The following is a 23,928-nucleotide window of genomic DNA, read 5'->3' on the forward strand; positions in this document are numbered from 1 at the left end:
GCTATCCCGCTTGCAGATGGTGATCTCGATGGCCATCCTCGAAGGCGGCGATGTGCCAGCCCCGCCCTACGCTCCCGATCATGAGATCGGCCGCTGAGCAAGCATCGCCAACAACCACGGGGAGTAACGTGCCGCCTTTCGTCTACCGGATCACCAAGTACGACCCTGCCGACCGCGACGAGCACGGCAGCTACATCGGCGCCGAGGACTCGACCAGCGACCACGGACCGGTCGAGGCTGCATATCTGGAAGCGGTTGCCGCCTTCGCCGAGGACACCGGCATCGACCACCTGGCCATTCGCGAGCCGGGGATCTCCGGCCTTGCCCACTTCGGCCTGGAGCCGGCGGTCGACGGCCACGGCCTTTCCGGGCTCTTCCCACCCGACCTCAGTGGGTTCCACGACGGTGCGGAGGTGCCCCTCTCTGTCGGTCTGGAGCTGGTCCGTGTCATGCTCCGCGAAAACGGTGCCTGGTGCCGTCTGGCGGTGGAGGACAAGTTCGAGGTGCAGGTCGGCTGGGACCAGTACGTCTACGTCAGCAGCGACAAGCCCTGCGAGCGCGCCGTTGCCCGCACCCGGGCTCTCGGTCTCTTCCCGGAGCGGCTGGAGACCTCGCCCTACGACGCGGACTCCGACGAGCCCGGCGTGCAGCGGCCCGCCGACGAGGACTTCTGGGCCCGTCTGCGCTGGTCCATCGCCATGCGGCACGCAGCGATATTGGAGGAGGGGTATCTCCACAATGCCTCCCGCTGGCACCGCCTCACCGAAGACACACTCGATGCGGTACGCACCCGACTCACCCCGCGTGCCCAGTTGACCGTCTGGCCTGACCTGTCCACCGATGTCGACGCGGTCCTCGCCTCGCTTCCCGACGAAGGTCCGGTGGAGTTCGTATGGGAGGACGAGAACGCGGCTCTCTCCAGCACGATGGCCGACGAGTCCGACTACGAGGAGCTGGCCGCCCGCGTGGCAGGCGCCCGTGCTGCCATGGCCCTGTCTGTGACCCTCGACGAACGTCACCCGCTGTTCACAGCGGTCATGCCCGACAGCGACGGCGTCTTGCGAGCCCGGTGGAGGACCGAGCCGACGCCGAGTGACCGGAACTGGGCCTTTCTGAAGACTCTCCACCGCGGGCAGATCTGCACCGGCACGGTCACGGAGATCGCCAGCTTCGGTCTGACCTTTGTGGACATCGGCGGCTTCACCGCGATGATCAACATTCCCGAGTTGTCCTGGCGCCGTTTCGATCACCCCTCCGACGTCGTCAGTGTCGGCCAGGAGATCTCGGCCGAGATCCTCGACGTCGACCTCGTGAGGGAGCGCGTGTCGCTGTCCCTGAAGGCATTGCAGGAGGACCCGATGCCGCAGTTCATTCAGCAGGTCGGCCAGATCACGAACGGCGTCGTGACCAAACTCGTCCCGTTCGGAGCCTTCGTCCGTATCGAAGACAGAGAGGACGGCCTCGAAGGCCTGGTGCATCTCTCCGAGCTGACAGAAGGACATGTAGACCGACCCGAGGACGTAGTACAGGTCGGAGACATCCTCACCGTGAAGATTGTGGACGTCGACCTTCCACGGCGCCGAATCACTCTCTCCCACCTACAGGCGCTCGCCCCTGGAGAGCACTGACCGGTGCGGTCATCGCATCCGGGGAATGAGCGGCCAGGCCGGCTCGACAACTGCCGCCGGATCCGCGGTACGCCTCAGATAAGCCTGCAAAGAGACCGACTGTTCAGCCGCCGCGCGCACCTGAAGGTCATGCAGGTCCGCCAATGGCATCAGGCCGACGGGCTGGTGCTTCTCACCCATGCGTCGCACCACGCGGGCGGCAGCCACGGCATCGGCCCTCGCGTTGTGCGCGTCGCCGAGCGACACACCGTAGTGAGCACACAACGCGTGGAGGGCCCGCTTGCCCTTCCGGTACTTGTCGACGTGCTTGTCGATCACCAGCGGATCGATGATGGGCGCAGGCACACTGCCCAGCCGCTCGCTGACCGACGCAACCTCGTAGCGCCGACACTCGCGGTCCAGCAGTGACAGGTCGTAGCGTGCGTTCATCACCACCAGCGGCGTCCCAAGACGCAGCCCCTCGGCGACGGCCTGCGCGATCTCCTCAATGGCGGAGGCAGCAGGTGCCCCGTGCTCGCGAGCATGGGCCGTCGAGATGCCATGGATCGCCGATGCCTCTTCTGGTATCGCCACTCCTGGATTGAGCAGCCAGGTCCGTTCCTCTGCGACGGTTCCGTCCGGATCCAGCTGCACGACCGCCGCCGTCACGATGCGGTCGGTCTCGACGTCGGTGCCCGTGGTCTCCAAGTCGAAGGCCATCAACGGCCCACTGATCCAGCTCATCGCGCGGCCCTCATTCCGACGTGGACTGCCGGCCGGCGTCGCACCTCGCCATGAGACGCCTGAGACGTGCCTGGCGTGCGGGGATAAAAGGAGGCGTTGTACGCCACGACCGGGACGCCGCCTTCCCAGTACCGCACGAGCGTGGCGGCGATCTCGTCGGCCACCTCGCGCACCGGGCGGCCCTCCGCGGCGGCGCGCTCGCTGCTGATGCCGTGGATCGCGGAGGCCTGCGCCGGGATGCGGATGCCCGGGTCGGCGAGCCAGTCGTGCTGCCGCACCACCCGCCCGTCGTGGACCTCGACGACCGAGGCCGTCACGATGCGGGCCTCCGTCGGGTCCGTACCGGTCGTCTCCAGGTCAAAGCCGGCCAGCTCTTCCCCGTACCAAGCCATCGGGTCCTCCTTCGCTGATCTCCCCCGTGGTGATGCACACCCTCGCACGCGCCACTGACAATCCGGCCGGCACCCGGGTGCGGAGGTCAGGAGACGGGGCGGGAGTCGAGCCACACCGACTCGAACTCCTCCCGGTATGTCGCGAAAAGTCCGTTGTCTCCGTCGCGGTCGTGCTGCCCGGAGCGCACCACGTTCCGGCCGCCGCCGCGCAGCACCAGGACGGGCGCCTCCATGCCGCGCGCCTTGCGGAGGTAGGACTGGACGACCGCGACGCCGTCGGGGCCGTCCCCGTCGACCAGATAGGCGGTGAAGCGCGGGGTCTCGTCGAAGACGTGGATCTGGAAGGCGCCCGGATCGCGCAGCTTGGAGCGGACGCGGCGCATGTGCAGGATGTTCATCTCGACCGAGCGGCTGAGCTCGCCCTTCTTCAGGCCGAGTTCCCGCTCGCGCCGCTTGACCGCGCTGCTGGCCGGGTTGAGGAAGAGCAGTCGTATGCGGCAGCCGGACTCGGCGAGGCGGACCATGCGCCGCCCGGAGAAGTTCTGCACGAGCAGGTTGAGACCTATGCCCGTCGCGTCCAGCCGCCGGGCACCGCCGAACAGGTCCTCGGCCGGCAGCTGCCGCTGGAGCCTGACCCGGTCGGGGTGGACGGACACCACGTCCGCGTAGCGGTCCCCCACCAGGTCCTCGACGGCGTCGACCGGCAGCCGGTCGGCCGACGGCACTGCCGCCCCGCTCCCCAGGATCTCCAGGAGCCGGGCGGAGGCCCGCTCGGACTGGGCGAGGACGGTCAGCGACAGGGCCCGGTTGCGGGAGACGACGTTGCGGGTCACCTCCAGCTCGTCCAGGGCGAGTTCGACCTCGCGCCGGTCGTCGAAGTAGGGCTCGAAGCAGGGCCAGTGCTGCACCATCAGTTCCCGCAGCTGCGGGAGGGTGAGGAAGCTGAGCACGTTGTCGTCGGCCGGGTCGAGCAGATAGCCCTTGCGCCGCGAGACCTCGCGGACGGCCACCGCCCGCTGCACCCACTCCTGTCCGGCCGGCCCGGCGGCGGCCACCACCCACTCCTCGCCGTGCACCGGCTCGTACACCGGCCGCAGCACCGCCGCGACGACGGCCCGCAGTCGCTGCTCGACGAGATTCAGCCAGATGTAGGCGCGGCCGGCCCGCTGGGCCCGGGTGCGCACCTCGCTCCACGCCTCCGGGCCCCAGTCGAGCTCGGCCCCGATCTCCACCGGCCGGGCGACGGACACCGCGCCGGGCGGCGCCTCCGCGGGCTCGGCCGGACCGCCGTCGTGACCCGCCTCACCTGGGGGCAGCTCCAGACCTCCCGAGCTCACCCACGCACCGCCTTCTGCTCCCGGACACCCGTTCCGGCCGACTGGACCACCATCTGACAATGATCGGCAACGATCAAGGAAGGGTACTCCGGGAGCGGGAGGCGATGCAGCAGGATCGACCGGCCCGTTGCTCAACTGCCCTGAGGCGGAGCCCCGTTCTGGCCGGCGAGATCGGCCGGAGTGAGCGGATTCATAGCGGTTACGTCCCGGGGCGCCAGCTGGAATCCCTGCCAGTGGACCGGCATCGGCTGCTGGTCCTCGTCGCGGGCGACGTGGTGGAACCCGATGTTGACCCAGACCGACGGGTTCTTCAGCGTCTCCCCGTTGACCCACTTGTCGACGCTGTCCGGGGCACCCTGACCGCAGTTGAGGATGTTGTTGCTGGCGAACTGCTCACAGGCCCGCGCCTGGGTGAAGTAGACGTCGTGCCGGGTGTAGGGGCGCCCGCCGTAGGTGTTGGTGTGGCCGGGCACGATCTCGTACGAGCGCGGGTGGCCGTCCTTGTTCTTGCCGGTCTCGCTCACCACCCGCCACCAGCGCATGTTCTTGGCGTCGCCGGCGAGCTCCTTGGTGACGGTGGTGCGGGTGGTCTTCACGGTCGGGCTGCCGCCGCGGGCGGGCGGGGTGACCTTGGAGTCGTACTGCTCGATCCGGCCCTTGGAGCTGCCGTCCAGGCCGAAGTCCAGCTTCCAGAAGACGTTGTGGGCGTGGCTGGTGGCGTAGTCGCGGGCGCCCTTGCCGATGGGCCAGCCGCGGCCGTCGGTGGCGTTGTAGTCGACCGGCGAGAGGCTGCCGGTGGCGCCGACGTTGGCGCCGATGGTGCCGTCGGAGGAGAACCGCCACTCGGTGATGTACTCGTACCAGCCGACCTTGTTGACGGTGTAGACGAGCAGGTCCTTGCCCTGGGCGGCCCAGACCTTGCCGCCCTCGTCGGCGGCCATGCGGTAGGCGTGGCCGCGGGCCCGGGTGGTGGTGCACAGGCCGTTGACCTTGCCCACCTCGGGCACCTTCACGGAGGTGATGGTGCCGCCGGGGCACTCGCCGGGCTTCAGGCCCTGCAGGCCCCAGCCGAAACCGGCGCCGGTGAGGTCGTCGTACTCGGCGTTGCCGTCGTCGTACGGGACGTGGATCTGGGCGAGCTTGGCGCTGTTCAGCACGCGGATGGGGGCGCGCTCGCCGGGCGGCTGGTAGGTCACCTTGTCCAGGATGAGCCCGGAGTCGGTGGAGTAGCGCCAGCACATGCGCCACACGGTGCCGCCGTCGAGCTTCTGCTCGATGCGGTACGCGGCGGAGCAGTCGGCCGGCGGCGGGGCGGGGGCGGCCGGGGCGGCGGCGCTCACGGGCGAGGCGCCGGTCAGGGCGACGGTGCCGAGCAGGGCGCCGGCGGCGAGGACGGTGCCCGGTGTGCGGGCATGCCGAAGTCGCGAAGAGGACATGGGTGCGTACTCCCTCGGTACGGGCGTGCGGGGTGGGCCGCGGCGGTGGTCAGCCGACGCGGGTGACGGTCCGGGCGCTCAGGTCGACGATCAGGTTGCGGGTGTCGATCCAGGAGCCGTTGACGACCTTGGTGACGAGGCGGACGCACCGGTGCTCACCGCACTTCGCGAGGCTCGCAGGGACGTTCTTCTCGCGGTAGGTGCGGTAGACGTCGCCGTTGAACCAGAGCTGGTCGGTGGAGGTGAGCTCCTTGCCGGTGGCGTCCTTGTAGTCCTCCTTGACGCCCTTGCCCAGCGGGCTGTCCAGGATCAGCCGCAGCGCGGCGCGCAGTTCCTCGGGATGGGCGGAGGGCTGCACCCCGCGCTGGGCGCCGCTCTCCTCGACCTTGCCGGTGTCGAGGTTGACGGTGCGGGTCAGCAGCGTGTCGCTCGTGTAGTCGTAGAAGCGGACCTGGGCGCGGCGCGGGCCGCCGGCCGTCTCGCCGGGCCGGGGGTCGGCCAGCTCGGTGGCGAGGTGCTGGGGTCCCCGGCCGCCCTCGGCGTTCCTCCCCCGGGCCTCGGCCGGGGGCTCCCCCGCGGCCGAGGCGGCCGGCGGGGTCAGCGCCAGGGCCTCGGCCCGCTTCAGCTCGTCGTCGGTGAGCGGGTCGGTGCCGATGCCCTTCTTCCCCTCGGGCGGCGCGGAGGCCAGGGTGGCGGGGCCGGGCGGCTGACCGCCGGCCGAGGGCTCGCCCCCCGGCGTGCCGGACGCGGCCTGTCCGGTGCCGCCCGGCGTGGCGCCGGGGGCCTCGTCGGCGCCGGCGCTGCCCGGCAGGGTGACCGCGACGGCGACGGCCGTCCCGGTGACGGCCATGGCGGTGCCCGCCACCACCTTCCCCAGGTGACGGCGCACTATTTTGAACACACTTCCCCCCATATGTTCACGTTTTCCCCCTATGGAGCGATGGTCACCCGGTAGGACGGGTCGAAGTCCTAGGAGGTTGCTCATGTTTCGGGCAGGATCTGGCCGAAGAAGGACCCTTGCCCGCGGATCGGAAATGGAAGAGTTTCGTCTATGCAGGTCTGGCCGGGACAGGCGTACCCCTTGGGCGCCACCTACGACGGCGCAGGAACGAATTTCGCGGTCTTCTCTGAGGCCGCGGACAGGATCGAACTGTGCCTGCTCCATGACGACGGCTCGGAGACGGCGGTGGAGCTGCGCGAGACCGACGCCTTCGTGCGGCACGCCTATCTGCCGGGCGTGATGCCCGGCCAGCGTTACGGCTTCCGGGTCCACGGCCCGTACGCGCCGGAGCGCGGGCTGCGCTGCAACGCGGCGAAGCTGCTGCTCGACCCGTACGCGCGTGCGGTGTCGGGCTCGGTCGACTGGGGCGAGGCGGTGTACGGCTACCACTTCGGGCGGCCGGACTCGCGCAACGACCTGGACTCGGCGCCGCACACGATGTCCTCGGTCGTGGTCAACCCGTACTTCGACTGGGGCGACGACCGGCGGCCGCGCACCGAGTACCACCACACGGTGATCTACGAGGCCCATGTGAAGGGCCTGACCATGCTCCACCCGGACCTCCCGGAGGAGCTGCGCGGCACCTACGCGGGGCTCGCGCACCCGGCGGTGATCAACCATCTGAAGGAGCTGGGCGTCACCGCGCTCGAGCTGATGCCGGTCCATCAGTTCGTCAACGACCACCGGCTGGTCGACGCGGGCCTCGCGAACTACTGGGGCTACAACACGATCGGCTTCTTCGCCCCGCACAACGCCTACGCGTCCTGGGGCGACCGGGGCCAGCAGGTGCTCGAGTTCAAGTCGGCGGTGCGGGCGCTGCACCGGGCCGGCATCGAGGTCATCCTCGACGTGGTCTACAACCACACCGCCGAGGGCAACCACCTGGGGCCGACGCTCTCCTTCCGGGGCCTGGACAACCCCTCCTACTACCGGCTGACCGACGACCCGCGCTACTACATGGACACCACCGGCACCGGGAACTCGCTGCTCATGCGGTCCCCGCACGTGCTCCAGATGATCATGGACAGTCTGCGGTACTGGGTGACCGAGATGCACGTGGACGGCTTCCGCTTCGACCTGGCGGCCACGCTCGCCCGCCAGTTCCACGAGGTGGACCGGCTGTCGTCCTTCTTCGACCTGGTGCAGCAGGACCCGGTGGTCAGCCAGGTGAAGCTGATCGCCGAGCCGTGGGACCTGGGCGAGGGCGGCTACCAGGTGGGCAACTTCCCGCCGCAGTGGGCCGAGTGGAACGGAAAGTACCGGGACTGCGTGCGGGACCTGTGGCGCGGCGAGCCGCGGACGCTCGCCGAGTTCGCCTCCCGTCTGACCGGCTCCTCCGACCTGTACCAGGACGACGGGCGGCGGCCGCTGGCCTCGGTGAACTTCGTGACCTGCCACGACGGCTTCACGCTGCGGGACCTCGTGTCGTACAACGAGAAGCACAACGAGGCCAACGGGGAGGGCAACCGGGACGGCGAGAGCCACAACCGGTCCTGGAACTGCGGCGCCGAGGGCGACACGGACGACATCGGGATCCGTGAGCTGCGGGCCCGCCAGATGCGCAACTTCCTGGCCACGCTGATGCTGTCGCAGGGCGTGCCGATGCTCAGCCACGGCGACGAGTTCGGGCGCACCCAGGGCGGCAACAACAACGCCTACTGCCAGGACAGCGAGATCGCGTGGGTGCACTGGCCGAAGGCGGGCAGCGAACCGGAGGCCACGCTGCTGCGGTTCACCCGGGCGATGGTGCGGCTGCGCCGGGAGCACCCGGTCTTCCGGCGGCGCCGCTTCTTCCACGGGCGTCCGGTGGAGGGCACCCACGACGAGCTGACCGACATCGCCTGGTTCACTCCGCAGGGCGAGGAGATGACGGCGCGGGACTGGCAGGCCGCGCACGCCAAGGCGCTGACGGTCTTCCTCAACGGCAACGCGATCTCGGAGCCCGGCACGCAGGGCGAGCGGATCTCGGACGACTCCTTCCTGCTGATGTTCAACGCCTCGTCGCAGGAGCTGGAGTTCGAGGTGCCGGACAGTCACGGCGAGTGCTGGAAGGTCGTCGTGGACACCTCCCACCCGGAGGGCATGCCGCCGGAGGACGGCCCGCGGGTGACGGCCGGTGAGCGGGTGACGCTCCCGCCGCTCACGCTGACGGTGCTGCGACGGCCGGCCTGACCTCCTCCGCCGGGGCCGTGCGGACGCGCACGGTCCACGACAGCACGGCGCACGCCACGGCCGCCCCGGCCGCCACCCCGAAGGCGGCCGGGGCGCCGTGCGTCTCGGCGAGCCGGCCCGACACGGCGAGCGCGAGGGCCTGCCCGCCGACGATGCCGCTGGTGAGGAACGCCATGGACTCGGCGAGCCGGGCGGGCGGCACGGTCCGCTCGGTGAGGCCGAAGACGGTGATGAGGTGCGGCGCGTAGGCGACGCCGAGGACGACCACGCCCGCGTACAGCCACCCGAGGCCCTCGACGAGGACGAGGGGGGCGGCGAGCACGACGAGCAGGGCGGTCGAGGCGCGCCAGCGGGCGGTGAGACCGATCCGGGCGGGCACGGCGGCCATCGCGAACCCGGCGGCGGCGCTGGTCACGCCCATGGCGGCGTAGACGAGCCCGGCCTGGTCGGGCGCGCCGAGGCGTTCGGTGAGGGCGGTGATCCCGGCCTGGGAGGCGCCGAACATGGCGCCCTGGAGGACCATCGTGACCCTGAGGGCGTACGTGGAGGCGGGCAGCCTGCTCCGTTCGGCGGCACTCGTTCGGGTGGCCTTGCGCACGGCTTCCGGGTCCGTCTCCGGCGTCCGGGCGGTGGGGTGCAGCGCGAACGCGGTGCCGCAGCCCGCGAGGAGCGCGGCGGCGGTCAGCAGCGCCGCCGCGGGGTGGGCGACGGCCGCGGCGAGACCGACCAGGGCGGGGCCGAGCACGAAGGAGACCTCGTCGAGGGTGCCCTCGAAGGACAGCACGGTGGACACGGCCCGGTCGTCGGCGCCGGCCGCGCGGGCCAGGCGCACCGAGCGGGTCCGGGCGAGCGGGCCGATCTGCGGGACGGTGGCCCCGGCGAGGGCGCCGAGCAGCATCAGCAGGCCGGTCGCCGCCTGGGCGAGGGCGGCGAGCACCAGGGCGGTGACGGCGACGGCGTTGGCGAGGGACGCGGCGAGCACCACCGGCCGCTGGCCGCGCCGGTCCGCGAGCCGTCCGACGAGCGGCCCGGCGACGGTCTGCCCGGCGGCGAGCGCCCCGCCCGCGAGGCCCGCGGTGGTGAGGGAGCCGCTGGTCTCGGCGACCAGCAGGAGGCTGCCGAGCTGGCACATGGCGGTCGGCAGCCGGCCGAGGAAGGAGACCACCGGAAGGACCGGTCCGAGCAGGGAGAGGGTGTCGCGATACATCCGGAGCATCACGCGAACGTAACGCGATGCACACGAACGGGTGCATGGGGCGATGACACAGAAGCCTCCGCGCGGGGTACGTACGTTCGCATGACGTCCTCTTCGCCGGGCTCCTCCTCTGAGCGGACGCTGCCCACCGCCACCTACCGGCTCCAGATGCAGCCGGAGTTCCCGTTCGCCGCGGCCGAGCGGGCCGTGCCCCACCTCGCCGCGCTCGGGGTCTCGCACCTCCACCTGTCGCCGGTCCTGGAGGCGGTCCCCGGCTCCACACACGGCTACGACGTGACCGACCACCGCAGCGTACGGGCCGAGCTGGGCGGCGAGGCGGGCCTGCGGGCGCTCGCCGCCACCGCCCGGGCGCACGGACTCGGCCTCGTCGTCGACCTGGTGCCCAACCACATGGCGGCCTCGCCACGGCACAACCACGCCCTGCGGGAGGTGCTGCGCGAGGGTCCCGACTCGCCGTACGCCCGCTGGTTCGACATCGACTGGGCGGCGTGCGGCGGGCGCATGCTGCTGCCCGTGCTGCCCGGCCGGCTCTCCGAGGTGAAGGAGCGGATGCGGGTCACGGACCGGGTGCTCAGCCTCGACGGGCAGGAGTTCCCGCTGCGGGAGGGCACCGAGCGGCTGCCGCTGGACGAGCTGCTGGACGCCCAGTGGTACCGGCTCGCGTGGTGGCGCCTCGCCCGCACCGAACTCAACTACCGCCGCTTCTTCACCATCTCGGACCTCATCGGGGTGCGGGTCGAGGACCCGGAGGTCTTCGAGGCGACCCACGGCAAGATCCTGGAGCTGGTGCGGGACGGGATCGTCGAGGGCCTGCGGATCGACCATCCCGACGGCCTCGCCGACCCGGACGGCTATCTGGAGCGGCTCGCCGAGGCGACCGGCGGGCGGTGCTGGACGGTGGTGGAGAAGATCCTCACCGGCACCGAGCCGCTGCCCCCGTCCTGGCCCGTGGCCGGCACCACCGGCTACGACGCCCTGCGGTACGTGGACGGCCTGTTCACCGACCCGGTCGGCGCCGACGAACTCGCCGACGTGTACCGCGAGTTCGTCGGCCGGGCCGGGGACCGGGGCGGCTACTGGGAGGCGACCGCCCGGCGCGCCGCGTACAAGGTGGTGACGCATGAACTGGCCGCCGAGACCGCCGCGCTGACCCGGATCGCCGAACGGATCTGCGCCGCCGACCCCGCCCTGCGCGACCACGCGCCCTGGGCGCTGCACACGGCGGTGCGCGAACTCCTCGTCCGGGTGCCGGTCTACCGGCCGTACCGCACCGGCGGGGAGCGGGTGCTCACCCCGGAGGCGGCGCGGGGCGCGAAGGCCGCGTTCGCGGTGCCGGAGGAGGCGACGGCGGTGGACGTGGTCCGGGACCTCGCTCTCGGCCTCCACGGCGACGGGCCGCAGCACCGCGCCTTCCGGGCCCGCTTCGCGCAGACCTCGTCCGCGCTGCGGGCCAAGTCCGTGGAGGACACCGCCTTCTACCGGTACACGCCGCTGCTCTCCGCGAACGAGGTGGGCGGCGACCCGGGCCGGCCGGCCGTGGCGCCCGACGAGTTCCACGCCTTCTGCGCCCGGATCGCCCGCGACTGGCCCGGCACCGGCACGGTGCTGACCACCCACGACACCAAGCGGAGCGCCGACGTACGGGCCGGGATCGCGGTCCTGTCCCAGTGCCCGCAGCGCTGGGCGGAGCTCCTGGAGGAGGTCGCCGGGGTGCCCGCGCCCGATCCGCATCTGGCGTGGACGGCGTGGCAGACCGCGTTCGGCCTCGGCACCCCGGACGCGGCGCGGCTCGGGCCCGCCGTCCTGAAGTCCGTACGGGAGGCGGGGCTGCACACCAGCTGGACCGAGCAGGACGCCGGGTACGAGCGGGCCGTGGCCGAGTTCGTGGCGGCGGGGCCCGGCCGCATCCCGCTGCGGACCGCGTCCGAGGCGGCCTTCGCGCTGGAGCCCCACATCCGCTCGCACGTCCTCGGCGCCGCCCTCGTCCAGCTGACGATGCCGGGCGTGCCGGAGCTGTACCAGAACACCGAGCGGGAGTACCGCGCGCTGGTCGACCCGGACAACCGGGCGCCGTTCGCGATCGGCCCCGACGACGACAAGACGGCCGTGGTGCGGGCGGCCCTGCGGCTGCGCCGCGCCTACCCGGAGCTCTTCGGCCCCGGGAGCGGCTACGCCCCGCTGACGGCGACCGGCCCCGCGGCCCCGCACTGTCTGGCCTTCACCCGCGCGGACCGGGTGCTGACCGCCGTGACGCGGCTGTCGCTGCGGCTGGCGGAGGCGGGCGGCTGGCAGGACACGTCGCTGCGGCTGCCGGAGGGCCGGTGGACCGATCTCCTGGACGGGATCCGGGAGTTCACGGGCGGGGCGGACACGCCGGTGAAGCTCGCGGAGCTGTTCGAGGAACGGCCGGTGGCGCTGCTCGTACGGGCGTGACGCGGTGCGGACCGGCGGAGAGCTGGGTGGGGCGAGGAGAGCGAAGGGACTGTGGACGATGGGTTTCGTGAGAAGGAAGCCCCTTCATGGCCTCGCCCCGTCAGGACCGTAGCACTCAGGCGGGGATCAGGTCGCGCAGATTTTCGGGTGTGATCACGCGCGAGCCGGGGGCCAGACCGTCGGGGCGCTCCAGACCGATGAACGTCACCGGGCCCTCGGGCATGGTCCGGCCGTCCCAGAGCGTCGTCCGCGCTCCCGCCCCGGCCATCAGTTCCGTCAGGTGCCGGACGGTCAGCGGGGTCCGCTCGACGAGGGCGCGGACCAGCACCCCGAAGGTCACCAGGTGCCCTTCGACCCGGTTCTCCGCCGGCTGCCCCTTGAGGTACAGGTGCAGCCAGCGGGCCTGCCAGCGGCCCTCCTCGTCGCGCCGGAAGGCGAGCGGCAGCGCGATCCGGCCGGGGCCGCGCAGATCGGACTTCATGCGGACGGTGCGCGGCTCGAAGGGCCGGCCCCGCTGGTCGGCGTCGCGCAGCATGAAGCCGAAGAACGACTCCTGGACCCGGTCGAAAGGCTCGCCGCTGAAGACGTGCACCTGCGGGACGACGAAGGCGCCGCGCACGGCCCCGAGGCGCAGGTCGATGAACTCCGAGGCGCCGTCGGGCGCGTCGGTCATGTCACCGGAGTGCACGCCCTCGACGGTCGCGAGGGAGGTGTACGAGAGCCAGGTGACGGCCTCGTAGTCGTCGTCCAGCACGAGCGCGGACAGGTCGTGGTCGGTGCTGCGCTCGGTCTGCTTCCAGTACGTGAAGAAGCGCAGCAGGTCGCCCTCGACCGGCGAGAGCGAGCCGCGCGGCAGGACGCCGAGGCCCGCCGTGCTCGCCCGGCCGCTCAGGGGCAGCGCCACGTCGAGGACGGCGGGGTCGACGAGCAGCCGTTCCGGCACGTCCAGGCGGCGCTGGGTCTCGGCGTCGAGCAGCGCCGCGAGCCGGTCGGTGACGGCGGGCGGAAGGGGATCGCGCGTGTCGCCCGTGACCCAGGCGCCGCCCGTCCGGTTCACGAACACACGGCTCGGGCCGCCCCGGCCCGTACGGTTCCGCAGGTGTTCACGGACGGAGAGGACCACCCGGCCGGACACGCGCGGCGCGGCCCGCTCGGCGGCGGCGAGGACGCCGCCGAGCTCCTTGTCGTCGGCCGCGGTGCGCAGCAGGCGGTCCAGGGAGCGGAACAGCATGCCGGGCGCGGCGTCGGCAAGGAGTCCGGCCGCCCCGGCGACCTCGTCCCGGGCGAGCAGTTCCTCGACGCGTCCGGCGAGCGTCGGCGCCTTCCGCTCGCCCCGGGCGACCGCGAACACCTGGGCGGCGTGCGGCCACTGCGGGTACTCGTGCGGGTGCAGCCGTTCCCCGAGCCGCTTCCACGCCTCGCGGTGGGCGGTGACGTCGGCGAGCTTGGCGGGGTTCGCGGCGACCACCGCGTCGAGACCGGCGAGCAGGGCACGGCGGTGGGGCCGGGAGGGCGCGCGGAAGCGGGTGCGCTCCCGCAGGGTGACGTCGCCGTCCGACAGGGCGCAGGCGAGGCGCAGGACGTCGGTGACGGTGTCCAGGAGGAGGTCCCGGCCGGCGCGGAGCCGGGCCATGTTGACGACGGCCCGGTTCTCGCGGACCGGGATCCGCTCGGGCTGGGGCCCGTCCGCGCGGTGCTCGGCGAGCACGGCCAGGTCGGCCAGGTGCTCCGGGCCGAGCGGGGTGACGCTGCCGGCGAGGGCCAGATAGAGGGCGGTGGCCTCCTCGTCCAGGGGCGCGCCGACGTGCAGCACGGTGACGCGGTCCCCCGCCGAGGCGATCAGCTCGTCGTGGGCGGCGGCCATCTCCTCGTAGGTGTGCCGGTAGCAGCCGTACGCCGGCAGGGTCAGCAGGTTCACGTGCCCGGCGCGCAGTTGCGCGAGGGTCCGGGCGCGGGTCGTGTCGTCGGCGGACAGGGCCTGGGCGACGCACTCGGTCCAGAAGTCGGCGGTGTCGGGGACACCGGCCGGGAAGTCGGCGAAGTAGACGTTGTGCCGGACGTGGTCGCCGACCAGTTCGCGGACGGTGTCCAGGGTGCGGGCCGCCGTCGCGACGACGGTCTCCTCGGTCCGTCCGGACAGCTCGGCGAGGAGCCGGGCCGAGAGCTTGAATCCGACGGACATCAGGGCGACGTCGAACTGCCGTGCCGCGGCTGCCCCGTCACCGGCGGTCCGGTCACCGGCCGCCGCGTCACCGGCGGGCCCGGCCGGGGCGGGCAGGCGGAGGGTGTGCCGTACGACCAGACGTTCGAGTGCGGAATTCATGCGCGCATGATCGCAGGCGCCCGCCTCCGGCCGCACACGGTTTTCGTCCCGCTTTCGGACCCGCTGTCCGTCCCGCCGGCCGGCTCGCCTCCGGCCGTGCCCGTTTCCCTCTCGTCCATTTGGCTTGCGGACGCATACGTCGGGCCGCAGCGGTTACGCGCACAGGAGGCGAGAGCAGGCGGAGAAGGGAGAGCGAGATGTCCGAGCCGCGGCGACGCGACGAGAGGGCGGGGCGCACGGCGGTGCCTCCGGTCGTCCCGTGGCGGACGACGGGACACCGGGTGCACGGCGAACTGGAGGTCCCCATCGAGGTGGTGTTCTCCTACGATCCGGCCGACCCGTGGGCGGTCCGGGCCAGCTTCGGGCAGCTCGGCGGGGCGGTCGACTGGACGCTCTCCCGCGAGCTGCTGCATTGCGGCACCCGGACCTCGTGCGGGCTCGGCGACGTCCAGCTGTGGCCGATGCGGCGCGGCGGCCGACAGGGCCGGCTGCGGATCCGCCTCGGCGGTACGGGAGTTCCGGTCCTGGTCGACGTCGACCGCTCCGCGCTGCGCAACTGGCTGTCCACCACCTTCCACGCGGTCCCGGCGGGCACGGAGTCGTCGCGGATCGACTGGGCGGCGGAGGCGGAGCACATCGGCCCGGGGGTCGCGCCCGATACGGAGCGGGAGGCGGGGTACGGGGACGAGTGAGGCCGGGGGCCTGAGGTTTCCGATGAGTGTGTCCCGCGCGGGAGGAGCGCCAGTCCGGCCGAGCGGAGGGCCTAGCCGGCCGGGCGGACCAGGAGGCTTCTGGGCGCGCGGGTGACGAGGCCCGTGCGTTCGGGGCGGAAGCCGTCGGCGAGGCGGAGCCGGGGCATGGCGCCGAAGAGGGCGCGCACGGCGTACTCCGCCTCCAGGGCGGCGAGGGTGACGGCGGGGCAGTAGCCGGAGCCGAAGGTCAGCTGGCCGGGGTCGTCGCGCAGCAGGTCGTAACGGTCCGGGTCGCGAAAGCGCTCGGGATCGCGGCCGGCGGCGCCGATGAGGAGGGCGACGGGGGCGCCTGCGGGGATGGTGCCGCCGGTGACCCGGATGTCACCGCGGGCGCGGCGCATGACCATCTGCACCGGCGGCTCGCGCCGCAGGGACTCGGTCCAGGCGCGGGCGACGAGGCCGGAGGGCGCGTCGCGGAGCGCGGCGACCAGGTCGGGGTCGGTGAGGACGTCGGCGAGGAAACCGGCCAGGGCCTTCTCGCGTACGGCGATCTGGCCGGTGCACTGCCCGGCGAGGGCGGACGCGGCGCGGCCCCGGACGAGCCGCATCATGTCCCGGTAGGGGACGCCGACGGCGGCGGCGACGGTGCCGGCGGGCAGCCAGTGGCAGAAGTCGGCGACCAGATCGGCCTGCGGCCGGTCGGCGATGCGGCGGGCGAGGACGAACGCGGTGCGTTCCGCGACCTCCCGCAGCTCGGCCTCGTCGACGTCGGTATGGGTATCGGCGCACGGCGGGTCGCCGGGCCGGTGGCCGTGGGTGAAGCGGGCGTCGGTGAGGGCGCTCGCCACGTCCGCGTACCGGCTGAGCACCCAGGCGCGCAGCAGCGGGTCATGGGTGAGCGGGAACTCCTCGCGCAGCACCCGGTAGGTGCGGTACGGGTCGCGGCTGGTGCCCGGTTCCAAGGGGCTGGGGGCGACCCGGCGGGCCGTGCGGTCCGCCGCGGCGGTGGCGGCCGGGCTCCCGGCGGAGGCCATGGCGGGCAGGGCGGCCCAGTGGTCCCGCCAGGGCGGGCGGTACGGCTCGTCGCTCATCTGGCCCCCTCGTCGGTCAGCGGCGTGTGTCACCCCAGCCCACCACCGGGATGCGGGGGTCGCAGCAGGACACCGCCGAACGGGTGAATTCGGGCGCGGTGAAGCGCGCGGGATTCGCCCCCGTAGCGCGCGCCGTCAGTTCAGGGACAGCCGGAACGCCATCTGGCCGAACCCGACCGCGTCCCCGGCCCGCACCACCACCGCGCCGGTCACCCGACGCCCGTTGACCGTCGTGCCGTTGGTGGAGCCGAGGTCCCGCAGCACCCACATGCCGCCCTGCTGGAAGAGCTCCGCGTGCAGCCGGGAGACCGTCTCGTGGCTGAGCCGCAGGCCGTTCACGGGGTCGCGCCCGATGCGCAGCGGGTGCGGGCCGGGCTGGGGCAGGAGCAGCTTCGGCAGCCGCTCGGCCTGCCAGGCCCGGCCGAGCCTCGCCGTGAACGCGGACATCTTCTCGACGGCCCCCACCACCCGCCGGGTCCAGGTGGACTCGGTGGTGAGATCGGCGGTGAGCAGCGCGAGTTCGTCGGAGCGGCGGGCGACCAGCGCCCGCTCCATGCGGAAGAGGAACGTGTCGTGCGACAGACGTCCCTGCGCGGCGCCCTCGCGCAGCACCGCGAGCGCGCGCTCCCGCTCGGCGTCGGTCAGCCGAGGGGCGTCCGGCGGGCCCGCCGGGAGCTCGAATGGGGTCGTCACATCCAGGATTGTCGGCCGGAAGGCCCGGGAGTGTCCAGAAGGGGCCTCGACAACCGCCTCGGGCCCGCCGGACAACTCCCGTGCCCCTCGCCGTGATCGCTGCTACGGTCGGCCGTCTGTTCGACTACCTGGGGGAACCCTTACATGACGCATGACCCTGCGCCGCTCGTCGTCCGGCCGCTGTCCGGACCGCAGGAGCTCGACCTCTTCAACCGCCTCGACTACGTGCTCGACCACGAGCTCGCCGACGACCTCGCCACCGGCCGCCGCCTTCCGCGGTGGCTGTGGGTGGCGCTGCGCGGTGACCGTCTGGTCGGCCGCATCGGCTGGTGGACCGGACGGCCCGGCGCCGAGCCGCAGGCGCTGGACTTCTTCGATCTGGATCCGGAACTTCCCGCCGAGGAGGCCGCCGAGGTCGGCCGCCGTCTCCTGGAGACCGCCACCGCCGCCGTCCTTCGGGGCGGACCCCGTCCGGAGTTCGGGCGGTTCATGCCGGCGGACTGGCGCGAGGTACCTCAGACCCGGGCGCGGCTGGAGACGCTGTTCGGTGTCCTCGAGGCCTCGGGCGCGCGCCCGCTGGTGGAGCGGCTGCGGCTGGAGTGGCGGCCGGGGACGCCCGTCCCGGAGCCGAGCGACCGTCTGGTCTTCCGCCCGGTGAAGGACCGCGAGGACCTTCTGGCGCTGATGACACCGGTGATGGAGGGCACTCTCGACGCCCACGGCCAGGCCGATCTGAAGTCGGGTCTGTCGCCGCGCGAGGCGGCCGAGCTGCACTACGACGAGGAGCTCGCGCACTACACCACGCCCCGCGACTGGTGGCGGATCGCCGAGCTGCCGGGCAGCGGGGAGCCGGTCGGCTTCGTGGTCCCGGCGCGGAACAACTACCACGCGATCATCGCGTACATCGGTGTCCTGCCGGCGCACCGCGGCCGGGGCTACATCGACGACATCCTCGCCGAGGGCACGCGTGTCCTCGCCGCGCAGGACGTGCCGCGGATCAGGGCGGCGACCGACGTCGGCAACGTGCCGATGGCGAAGTCCTTCGGCCGGGCGGGCTACGTCACCTTCGAGCGGGCGGTCAACTTCGTCTGGGACGCGCCAGGCACGTCCGGCGACTGACTGTCAGGATGGTCCCGTAGCCGTGATCCAGGTGTGCGGATATCGGATCCCGGATATTGGATCCGATGGATGGATCCCATATCCAGAAGATTGGATCCAATATCCGCTCGCTCTCGACGAGGGGACCGTCGCGTGCTGTTCGAAGTGTGGGCGCCGCACGCCCGTGACCGGGTGACGCTGGAGCTGAACGGCGCCCGTCATCCGCTGGAGCGGGACGCCGAGCGCCCCGGCTGGTGGACCGGGACCGCACCCGCCGCCGACGGCGACCGCTACGGCTTCGCCCTCGACGACGGGCCGCCGCTGCCCGACCCACGGGCCCGCCGCCTCCCCGACGGCCCGGACGGCCTGGCCGCGGTCGTCGACCACGACACGTACACCTGGCGGAACGACACCCCGCGGCTACGGCTGCGCAGCGCCGTCCTGTACGAGCTGCACGTCGGCACCTTCACCCCCGAAGGCACCCTCGACGCCGCGGCGGAGCGCCTCGGGGAGCTCGCGGGCCTCGGCATCACCCATGTGGAGCTGATGCCGCTGTGCCCGTTCCCCGGGGTGCACGGCTGGGGGTACGACGGGGTCGCGCCGTGGGCGGTGCACGAGCCGTACGGCGGCCCGGAGGCGCTCAAGCGGTTCGTGGACACCGCGCACGGCCTCGGGCTCGGGGTGGTCCTGGACGTGGTGCACAACCACCTCGGCCCGTCCGGGAACCACCTGCCGTCCTTCGGCCCGTACTTCACCGACACCCACCACACGCCGTGGGGCGCCGCCGTGAACCTGGACGCGCCCGGCTCGGACGAGGTGCGGGCGTACTTCCTGGGCAGCGCGCTCGCCTGGCTGCGGGACTACCGCGTCGACGGCCTGCGCCTGGACGCGGTGCACGCGCTCGCCGACAACCGCGCCCTCACCTTCCTGGAGGAGCTGTCGGCGGCCGTGGACGAGCTGGCCAGGGAGCAGGGCCGGCAGCACTTCCTGATCGCCGAGTCCGACCAGGGCGATCCGCGCACCACCACCCCGCGCCCGGCCGGCGGGCTGGGCCTGCACGCCCAGTGGAACGACGACTTCCACCACGCCCTGCACACCGCCCTGACCGGCGAGTCCCAGGGCTACTACGCCGACTTCGCGCGCGCCCCGATGGCCGCGCTCGCCAAGACCCTCACCCGGGTCTTCTTCCACGACGGCACCTACTCCTCCTTCCGGGGCCGCCACCACGGCCGCCCCGTCGACCGCGAACGCACCCCCGCACACCGCTTCCTCGGCTACGCGCAGACCCACGACCAGATCGGCAACCGCGCCACCGGGGACCGCCTTTCGGCCACCCTCTCCCCCGGCCTCCTCGCCTGCGCGGCGACCCTCGTCCTGACCGGCCCCTCGGTGCCGATGCTCTTCATGGGCGAGGAGTGGGGTGCGAAGACGCCGTGGATGTACTTCACCGACCACACGGACCCGGAGCTCGCCGAGGCCGTACGGCGCGGCCGCCGCCGGGAGTTCGCGTCCCACGGCTGGGCGGAGGAGGACATCCCCGACCCCCAGGATCCCGCCACCCGCGACCGCTCCGTCCTGGACCGCGCCGAACGCGAACGCGACCCCCACAAACGCCTGCTCGCCTGGCACCGCGAACTCATCGCCCTGCGCCGCACCCAACCCGACCTGACCGACCCCGACCTCGCGGGCGTGAAGGTCGCCTACGACGAGGACGCCCGCTGGCTGGTCTTCCGCCGCGGCGACATCCGCGTCGCCGTCAACCTCGGCAAGGAACCCGCCACCATCCCCCTCGGCTCCAACGGCCGCGACCGCCTCCTCGCCACCTGGACCCCCACGGACCCCCCGGGTCCGGACGGCCTGCTGCACCTCGCGGCGGAGTCGGCGGTGGTCCTGACGGACGGCTGAGCACGGCCTCCTCAAGGGTGTGTCGCCCCCAGGAGTCGCATCATCCGGCATGGGATCCCCGGGTGGCCACACATGCCATGCTTGAAGTATGGCAACTCGGAAGATCACCATCACCGTGCCGGAAGAGCTGGTGGAGTCGATCAAGGAGCGCGTCGACGCACGCGGGGTGTCCGCCTACATCGCGGCCGCCGCCGCTCACCAGGACGCCATGGACCGCCTGCGCGAGCTGGCCGAACGCCTTGAGGAAGAACACGGCGCCGTGACGGACGACGAGCAGCAGGCCGCACTGGACCGCATCGCCGCCGTTGACGGCTGGCATGACGAGCAGCGATCACCTTCGGACGAGGCCGCGTGAGCCGCACCGCCCGGGCGAAGCCGCACCGGCCGCGACAGCGTGTGTTCGTGTTCGCCTCCGAGGCCCTCTCCAAGGCAGTTCAGGGCGATCGGGAGATGACCGCGCTGATCAAGACGGCTCCGCGGCTCGACATCCCGATCGTCACCTCAGCGCTCACGACCTTGGAGGCATGGGACCCTCGCGACACGTCGAGGCAGGCATTGTGGAACTGGACGCTGTCCCGGGTCCGCGTCGTACACACGGACGACCAGGTGATCGCCATGGCACGCGACATGCTGAAGACAGCCGGCCTGCATGGGCACAAGTACGCCATCGACGCGATTCTGGCGGCTGTGGCCGGGCGGGAGGCCGCGCAGGGAGCTGAGGCAACCGTCTTCACGTCCGACACCGACGACATGAATCAACTTCTCGCGGGACGCTCCGTGCGAGTCGAGAAAGTCTGACGAGGCGCCGCCAACAGCTCACTTTCGATACGGGCCTCGGCGCGAGCTGATCTAGAGAGATCCCGGCACGCCGTCGGCGATGAATTGTGTCAGTGCTCGCTCAAGCAGTTCCAGGAACTGCCGCAGGTCATCGGCCACCTTGTCGAGTTCCGGTTCGTCCAGCGACGCGGTCCGCGTCCGGTGAACCGACCCATCAGGGGCCGCGACGTAGGAGAGGCCGCCTCCATCCGAGCCGATCACCAGACCGTGGGACTGATGATCCGCGCCGATGGCGACGGCGCCGTCCTCCTGGAGTCGCAGAAGGACGTCACCTGCGGTGTCGAGGAAGTAGCCGTTGCCGACGTCCGCCCAGGTGACTTCACCGATGCTCCCGTAGAAGGTCGACAGGTCAACCGAGATGAGGCTCTCTCGGGCAAGGGTGCGAGCCGCGGCTTGGTCCTCGCGGTCGGCGGTCCGGACCTGATTGATGCCAGGAGGAAAGCCGTACCGACGTTCGAACTCGCCTGTCATTGCCGAGAGCGTCTCGGAGACTCTGTCCGTCCACGAGGCCAGCCAGGCGGGTGAAAGCGCAGGGCGACTCATGAGCGGATCATGGCATGAGCGACGGACAGTCACGAGGTCGTGCAACCCCACGTTCGCGCAACGCTTCCGCGCCCGGTTGGCCCGGGCCGTGGAGGTCACTCGACGATCGCCATCTCGCGCGGCGTGTTGTTGAAGCGGTGGCCCGTGCCCTCGGCGGTCAGGGTGACGATGTCCTCGATGCGGACGCCGAAGCGGCCGGGGAGGTAGATGCCCGGTTCGATGGAGAAGCACATACCGGGGACGACGGGGCGCTCTTCGCCCTCGATCATGTACGGGGGTTCGTGGGTGGTGACGCCGATGCCGTGGCCCGTGCGGTGGATGAAGTACTCGCCGTAGCCCGCGTCCGTGATGACCGCGCGGGCGGCGCGGTCGACGTCCTGGCAGGCGGCGCCGGGGCGGACCGCCTCGAAGCCGGCCTGCTGGGCCTCCCGGACGATGTCGTGGACGAGGCGTTCCTCGGCCGTGGGTTCGCCGACGTGGACGGTACGGGTGGTGTCGGAGCCGTAGCCGTGCTTGAGGCCGCCGAAGTCGAGGACGACCATGTCGCCGGGTTCGATGACCCGGTCGCCGGCCTCGTGGTGCGGATTGGCGCCGTTGGGGCCGGAGCCGACGACGGTGAAGTCGACCTGGGAGTGGCCGTGTTCCAGGAGCAGGCGGGCCAGGTCCGCGGCGACGTCGGTCTCCTTGCGGCCGGCGAAGCGGACCCGCAGGATCTCCTCGTACGCCCGGTCGGCGGCGGCTCCCGCGGCGGCGATCCGGGCCAGTTCGTGTGCGTCCTTCACGGCCCGCAGCATCGGCAGCGCCTCGGTGAGCGACACGTACGAGGTGCCGGGCAGGGAGCGCTGGAGGCCGAGCAGGTGCATCGCCCAGGCGTTGTCGCTGACGCCGAAGCGGCCGTCGATGTCGAGCAGCGGTGCGGTGACGGCGTACGGGTCCTTGCCGTCGGTCCAGTCGCGCAGCGTGAGCGCCGCGGCGCCCGGGGCCTTCTCGGCGTCCGGGGCCTCCAGGGTGGGGACGACGAGCACCGGGTCCCGTCCGGGGGCGACGACGAGGACGGTGAGCCGCTCGGTGATCGCGGTGGGCTGGTAGCCGGTGAGGTAGACCAGGTCCGGTCCCGGTGCGACGAGGATCCCGGCGAGCCCCGCCTCGGCGGCGGATTCGGCCGCGCGCGTCATCCGGGCCCGGTAGTCATCGGCGGTGAACGGGGCGGGGGCGGTGTTCTCGGGCATGGGGTCCTCGGGTGTGGGGTCCGCAGGCATGGGGTCCTCCGGCATGGGTCTCCTCCTCGACGTACAGCATCCTGCCGGGCGGTCAGGGCGGCCGCGACCCGCAGCGCCGGGCCGCGCGAGGCCCGGCCGCGCGAAGCCGGGCGTCACAATGCCGGGGCGCGGGCCAAGGCGGCCGGCCCCCGTGGTGAGCTCAGGACGCCTCCGGGTTCTGCACGATGAGCCGTTCCAGGAGGGCCTGGAACTCCTCGCCCACCACGATCCGCAACCGGCCGTCCTCCTCGTCGTGCTCGCTGAGCTGGGTGAGCGTGCCGGCCCGCCACCAGAAGACGTACGGGCTGATGGCGCCCGGCGTGTCCTCGTACCCGGACGCGGCGAAGGAGGCCATCGCGCCGAGCGCGGGCACGATCGTGGTGTCCCGGATGGGGTGGAAGGCGAGCTGGTGCCGGAACGGCAGGGCGACGAGCGCGCCGTCCTCGCCGAGCGGGCGCCCGGTGACCCGGCGGACGACGGCGTCCAGGTCGAGGACGCGGCTCGCGGTGTAGAAGGAGTCGCCCAGGATGACCTCGAAGCGCATGCCGTCGGCGTCCTTGACGGTCTCGTGGCCCTCGACGGGCAGCCCGCGCAGGTTGTTCAGGGCCCGCTCGCGCAGCCGGGCCGGGTCACCGAGGCGTTCCAGGGCCTCGTCGGTGAGGGTCATGACGCTTTCCGGCAGGTCGAGGGCGAGCACCTCGTACAGCCCCGGCGCCACGGTCCGCGCGTACGCGAAGGTGCCGGGGTCGATGCCCTCGCCGCTGACGACCCGCGGGTACAGCTGCGCGCGGATCTGCTCGGGCGGCAGGGTGTCGAGGGCGGACGGCCCGTCGAGCGCCCGGACCACGAGCCGGACGTGCCGGGCGATCAGCTGGGGCCAGATGCGGGTGCCACGCGGGTCCTGGTGGCAGACGGCGGCGAGGTTGCCGAGGCCGAAGCGGCGGCCGGAGTCGTCGATGACGGAGTCGGCGTAGACGGTGACCTCCAGGCCCTGTTCCGCGAAGGCCGCGCGGACCCCGCCGCGGAAGAGGGCCGCCTCGCGCTCGGAGAAGTACGAGAACTCGGGGTCCCTCGGCGCGTCCTCGCCGTCCCGCCTGGGCCCTCGCCGGAACCACCCCACGTCACCCCGCCTTTCGTCTTCGCGTCCGCG

At 72.4% G+C, this 23,928-nt stretch carries 19 protein-coding genes and 1 pseudogene; 8 read left to right on the forward strand and 12 right to left on the reverse strand.

All coding sequences use genetic code 11. The features are described from left to right. The first annotated feature begins 80 nt into the window (after window positions 1-80). On the forward strand, window positions 81-1,628 hold the full coding sequence (locus tag ABTZ91_RS15965; protein WP_352077747.1) for a S1 RNA-binding domain-containing protein: 1,548 nt from the start codon (window positions 81-83) through the stop codon (window positions 1,626-1,628). Window positions 1,629-1,637: 9 nt separating this feature from the next. Here ABTZ91_RS15965 and ABTZ91_RS15970 read toward each other — a convergent pair whose 3' ends face one another. From ABTZ91_RS15970 to ABTZ91_RS15990, 5 genes and pseudogenes are all read right to left on the reverse strand, one after another. Then, window positions 1,638-2,351 (reverse strand): 3'-5' exonuclease, encoded by a 714-nt coding sequence (locus ABTZ91_RS15970; RefSeq protein ID WP_352077748.1) that lies wholly within the window; start codon window positions 2,349-2,351, stop codon window positions 1,638-1,640. 86 nt (window positions 2,352-2,437) lie between these two features. Continuing rightward, window positions 2,438-2,743: pseudogene (locus tag ABTZ91_RS15975) on the reverse strand (exonuclease domain-containing protein); the annotation flags it as partial. Window positions 2,744-2,829: 86 nt separating this feature from the next. Further along, entirely contained in the window at window positions 2,830-4,080 is a 1,251-nt protein-coding gene (locus ABTZ91_RS15980) for an SAV2148 family HEPN domain-containing protein (RefSeq protein WP_352077749.1), read from the reverse strand. A 131-nt stretch (window positions 4,081-4,211) separates the two neighbouring features. Next, on the reverse strand, window positions 4,212-5,516 hold the full coding sequence (locus ABTZ91_RS15985; RefSeq protein WP_352077750.1) for a copper amine oxidase: 1,305 nt from the start codon (window positions 5,514-5,516) through the stop codon (window positions 4,212-4,214). A gap of 49 nt (window positions 5,517-5,565) precedes the next feature. Next, window positions 5,566-6,429, reverse strand: a complete 864-nt coding sequence (locus ABTZ91_RS15990; protein WP_352077751.1) for a Tat pathway signal sequence domain protein — start codon at window positions 6,427-6,429, stop codon at window positions 5,566-5,568. A 138-nt stretch (window positions 6,430-6,567) separates the two neighbouring features. On the opposite strand from ABTZ91_RS15990, the gene glgX reads away from it, so the two are divergent. Then, window positions 6,568-8,688: a glycogen debranching protein GlgX gene (gene glgX / locus ABTZ91_RS15995; RefSeq protein ID WP_352077752.1), complete on the forward strand. Its 2,121-nt coding sequence runs from the start codon at window positions 6,568-6,570 to the stop codon at window positions 8,686-8,688. On the opposite strand, the gene ABTZ91_RS16000 is transcribed toward glgX, so the two are convergent. Next, window positions 8,657-9,895, reverse strand: a complete 1,239-nt coding sequence (locus ABTZ91_RS16000; protein ID WP_352077886.1) for an MFS transporter — start codon at window positions 9,893-9,895, stop codon at window positions 8,657-8,659. The genes glgX and ABTZ91_RS16000 overlap by 32 nt on opposite strands. A 90-nt stretch (window positions 9,896-9,985) precedes the next feature. Between ABTZ91_RS16000 and treY the strand changes: the two genes are divergently transcribed. Then, window positions 9,986-12,337: a malto-oligosyltrehalose synthase gene (gene treY, locus ABTZ91_RS16005; protein WP_352077753.1), complete on the forward strand. Its 2,352-nt coding sequence runs from the start codon at window positions 9,986-9,988 to the stop codon at window positions 12,335-12,337. A gap of 115 nt (window positions 12,338-12,452) precedes the next feature. On the opposite strand, the gene ABTZ91_RS16010 is transcribed toward treY, so the two are convergent. After that, window positions 12,453-14,660, reverse strand: a complete 2,208-nt coding sequence (locus ABTZ91_RS16010) for a hypothetical protein (protein WP_352077754.1) — start codon at window positions 14,658-14,660, stop codon at window positions 12,453-12,455. Between the two features lie 197 nt (window positions 14,661-14,857). Between ABTZ91_RS16010 and ABTZ91_RS16015 the strand changes: the two genes are divergently transcribed. Next, complete coding sequence (locus ABTZ91_RS16015) at window positions 14,858-15,352, forward strand: SsgA family sporulation/cell division regulator (protein ID WP_352077755.1); 495 nt, start codon at window positions 14,858-14,860, stop codon at window positions 15,350-15,352. A 71-nt stretch (window positions 15,353-15,423) separates the two neighbouring features. Here ABTZ91_RS16015 and ABTZ91_RS16020 read toward each other — a convergent pair whose 3' ends face one another. Beyond that, window positions 15,424-16,443: a cytochrome P450 gene (locus ABTZ91_RS16020; protein ID WP_352077756.1), complete on the reverse strand. Its 1,020-nt coding sequence runs from the start codon at window positions 16,441-16,443 to the stop codon at window positions 15,424-15,426. A 135-nt stretch (window positions 16,444-16,578) separates the two neighbouring features. Further along, window positions 16,579-17,136, reverse strand: a complete 558-nt coding sequence (locus ABTZ91_RS16025) for a DUF1707 and FHA domain-containing protein (RefSeq protein ID WP_352077757.1) — start codon at window positions 17,134-17,136, stop codon at window positions 16,579-16,581. A gap of 144 nt (window positions 17,137-17,280) precedes the next feature. Between ABTZ91_RS16025 and ABTZ91_RS16030 the strand changes: the two genes are divergently transcribed. The 4 genes from ABTZ91_RS16030 (at window position 17,281) to ABTZ91_RS16045 (ending at window position 20,937) form a co-directional block, all read left to right on the forward strand. Next, entirely contained in the window at window positions 17,281-18,255 is a 975-nt protein-coding gene (locus ABTZ91_RS16030; protein ID WP_352077758.1) for a GNAT family N-acetyltransferase, read from the forward strand. A gap of 132 nt (window positions 18,256-18,387) precedes the next feature. Continuing rightward, window positions 18,388-20,139 carry a malto-oligosyltrehalose trehalohydrolase gene (treZ, locus tag ABTZ91_RS16035; RefSeq protein WP_352077759.1) on the forward strand — a complete coding sequence of 584 codons (1,752 nt, stop codon included), beginning with the start codon at window positions 18,388-18,390 and terminating at the stop codon, window positions 20,137-20,139. An 88-nt stretch (window positions 20,140-20,227) separates the two neighbouring features. After that, window positions 20,228-20,494, forward strand: a complete 267-nt coding sequence (locus ABTZ91_RS16040) for a hypothetical protein (protein ID WP_352077760.1) — start codon at window positions 20,228-20,230, stop codon at window positions 20,492-20,494. After that, the gene (locus tag ABTZ91_RS16045) at window positions 20,491-20,937 is read left to right on the forward strand and encodes a hypothetical protein (RefSeq protein ID WP_352077761.1); all 447 of its coding nucleotides are present in this window, start codon (window positions 20,491-20,493) and stop codon (window positions 20,935-20,937) included. Before ABTZ91_RS16040 ends, ABTZ91_RS16045 begins: the two co-directional genes overlap by 4 nt. Before the next feature lie 51 nt (window positions 20,938-20,988). On the opposite strand, the gene ABTZ91_RS16050 is transcribed toward ABTZ91_RS16045, so the two are convergent. The 3 genes from ABTZ91_RS16050 to ABTZ91_RS16060 form a co-directional block, all read right to left on the reverse strand. Then, window positions 20,989-21,447, reverse strand: a complete 459-nt coding sequence (locus tag ABTZ91_RS16050) for an SMI1/KNR4 family protein (RefSeq protein WP_352077762.1) — start codon at window positions 21,445-21,447, stop codon at window positions 20,989-20,991. Window positions 21,448-21,614: 167 nt separating this feature from the next. Further along, entirely contained in the window at window positions 21,615-22,748 is a 1,134-nt protein-coding gene (locus ABTZ91_RS16055) for an aminopeptidase P family protein (protein ID WP_352077887.1), read from the reverse strand. Window positions 22,749-22,938: 190 nt separating this feature from the next. After that, the gene (locus tag ABTZ91_RS16060) at window positions 22,939-23,898 is read right to left on the reverse strand and encodes a hypothetical protein (RefSeq protein ID WP_352077763.1); all 960 of its coding nucleotides are present in this window, start codon (window positions 23,896-23,898) and stop codon (window positions 22,939-22,941) included. Window positions 23,899-23,928: the final 30 nt, after the last annotated feature.

The sequence above is a fragment of the Streptomyces sp. NPDC126499 genome (assembly GCF_040302485.1).
GTDB lineage: Bacteria > Actinomycetota > Actinomycetes > Streptomycetales > Streptomycetaceae > Streptomyces.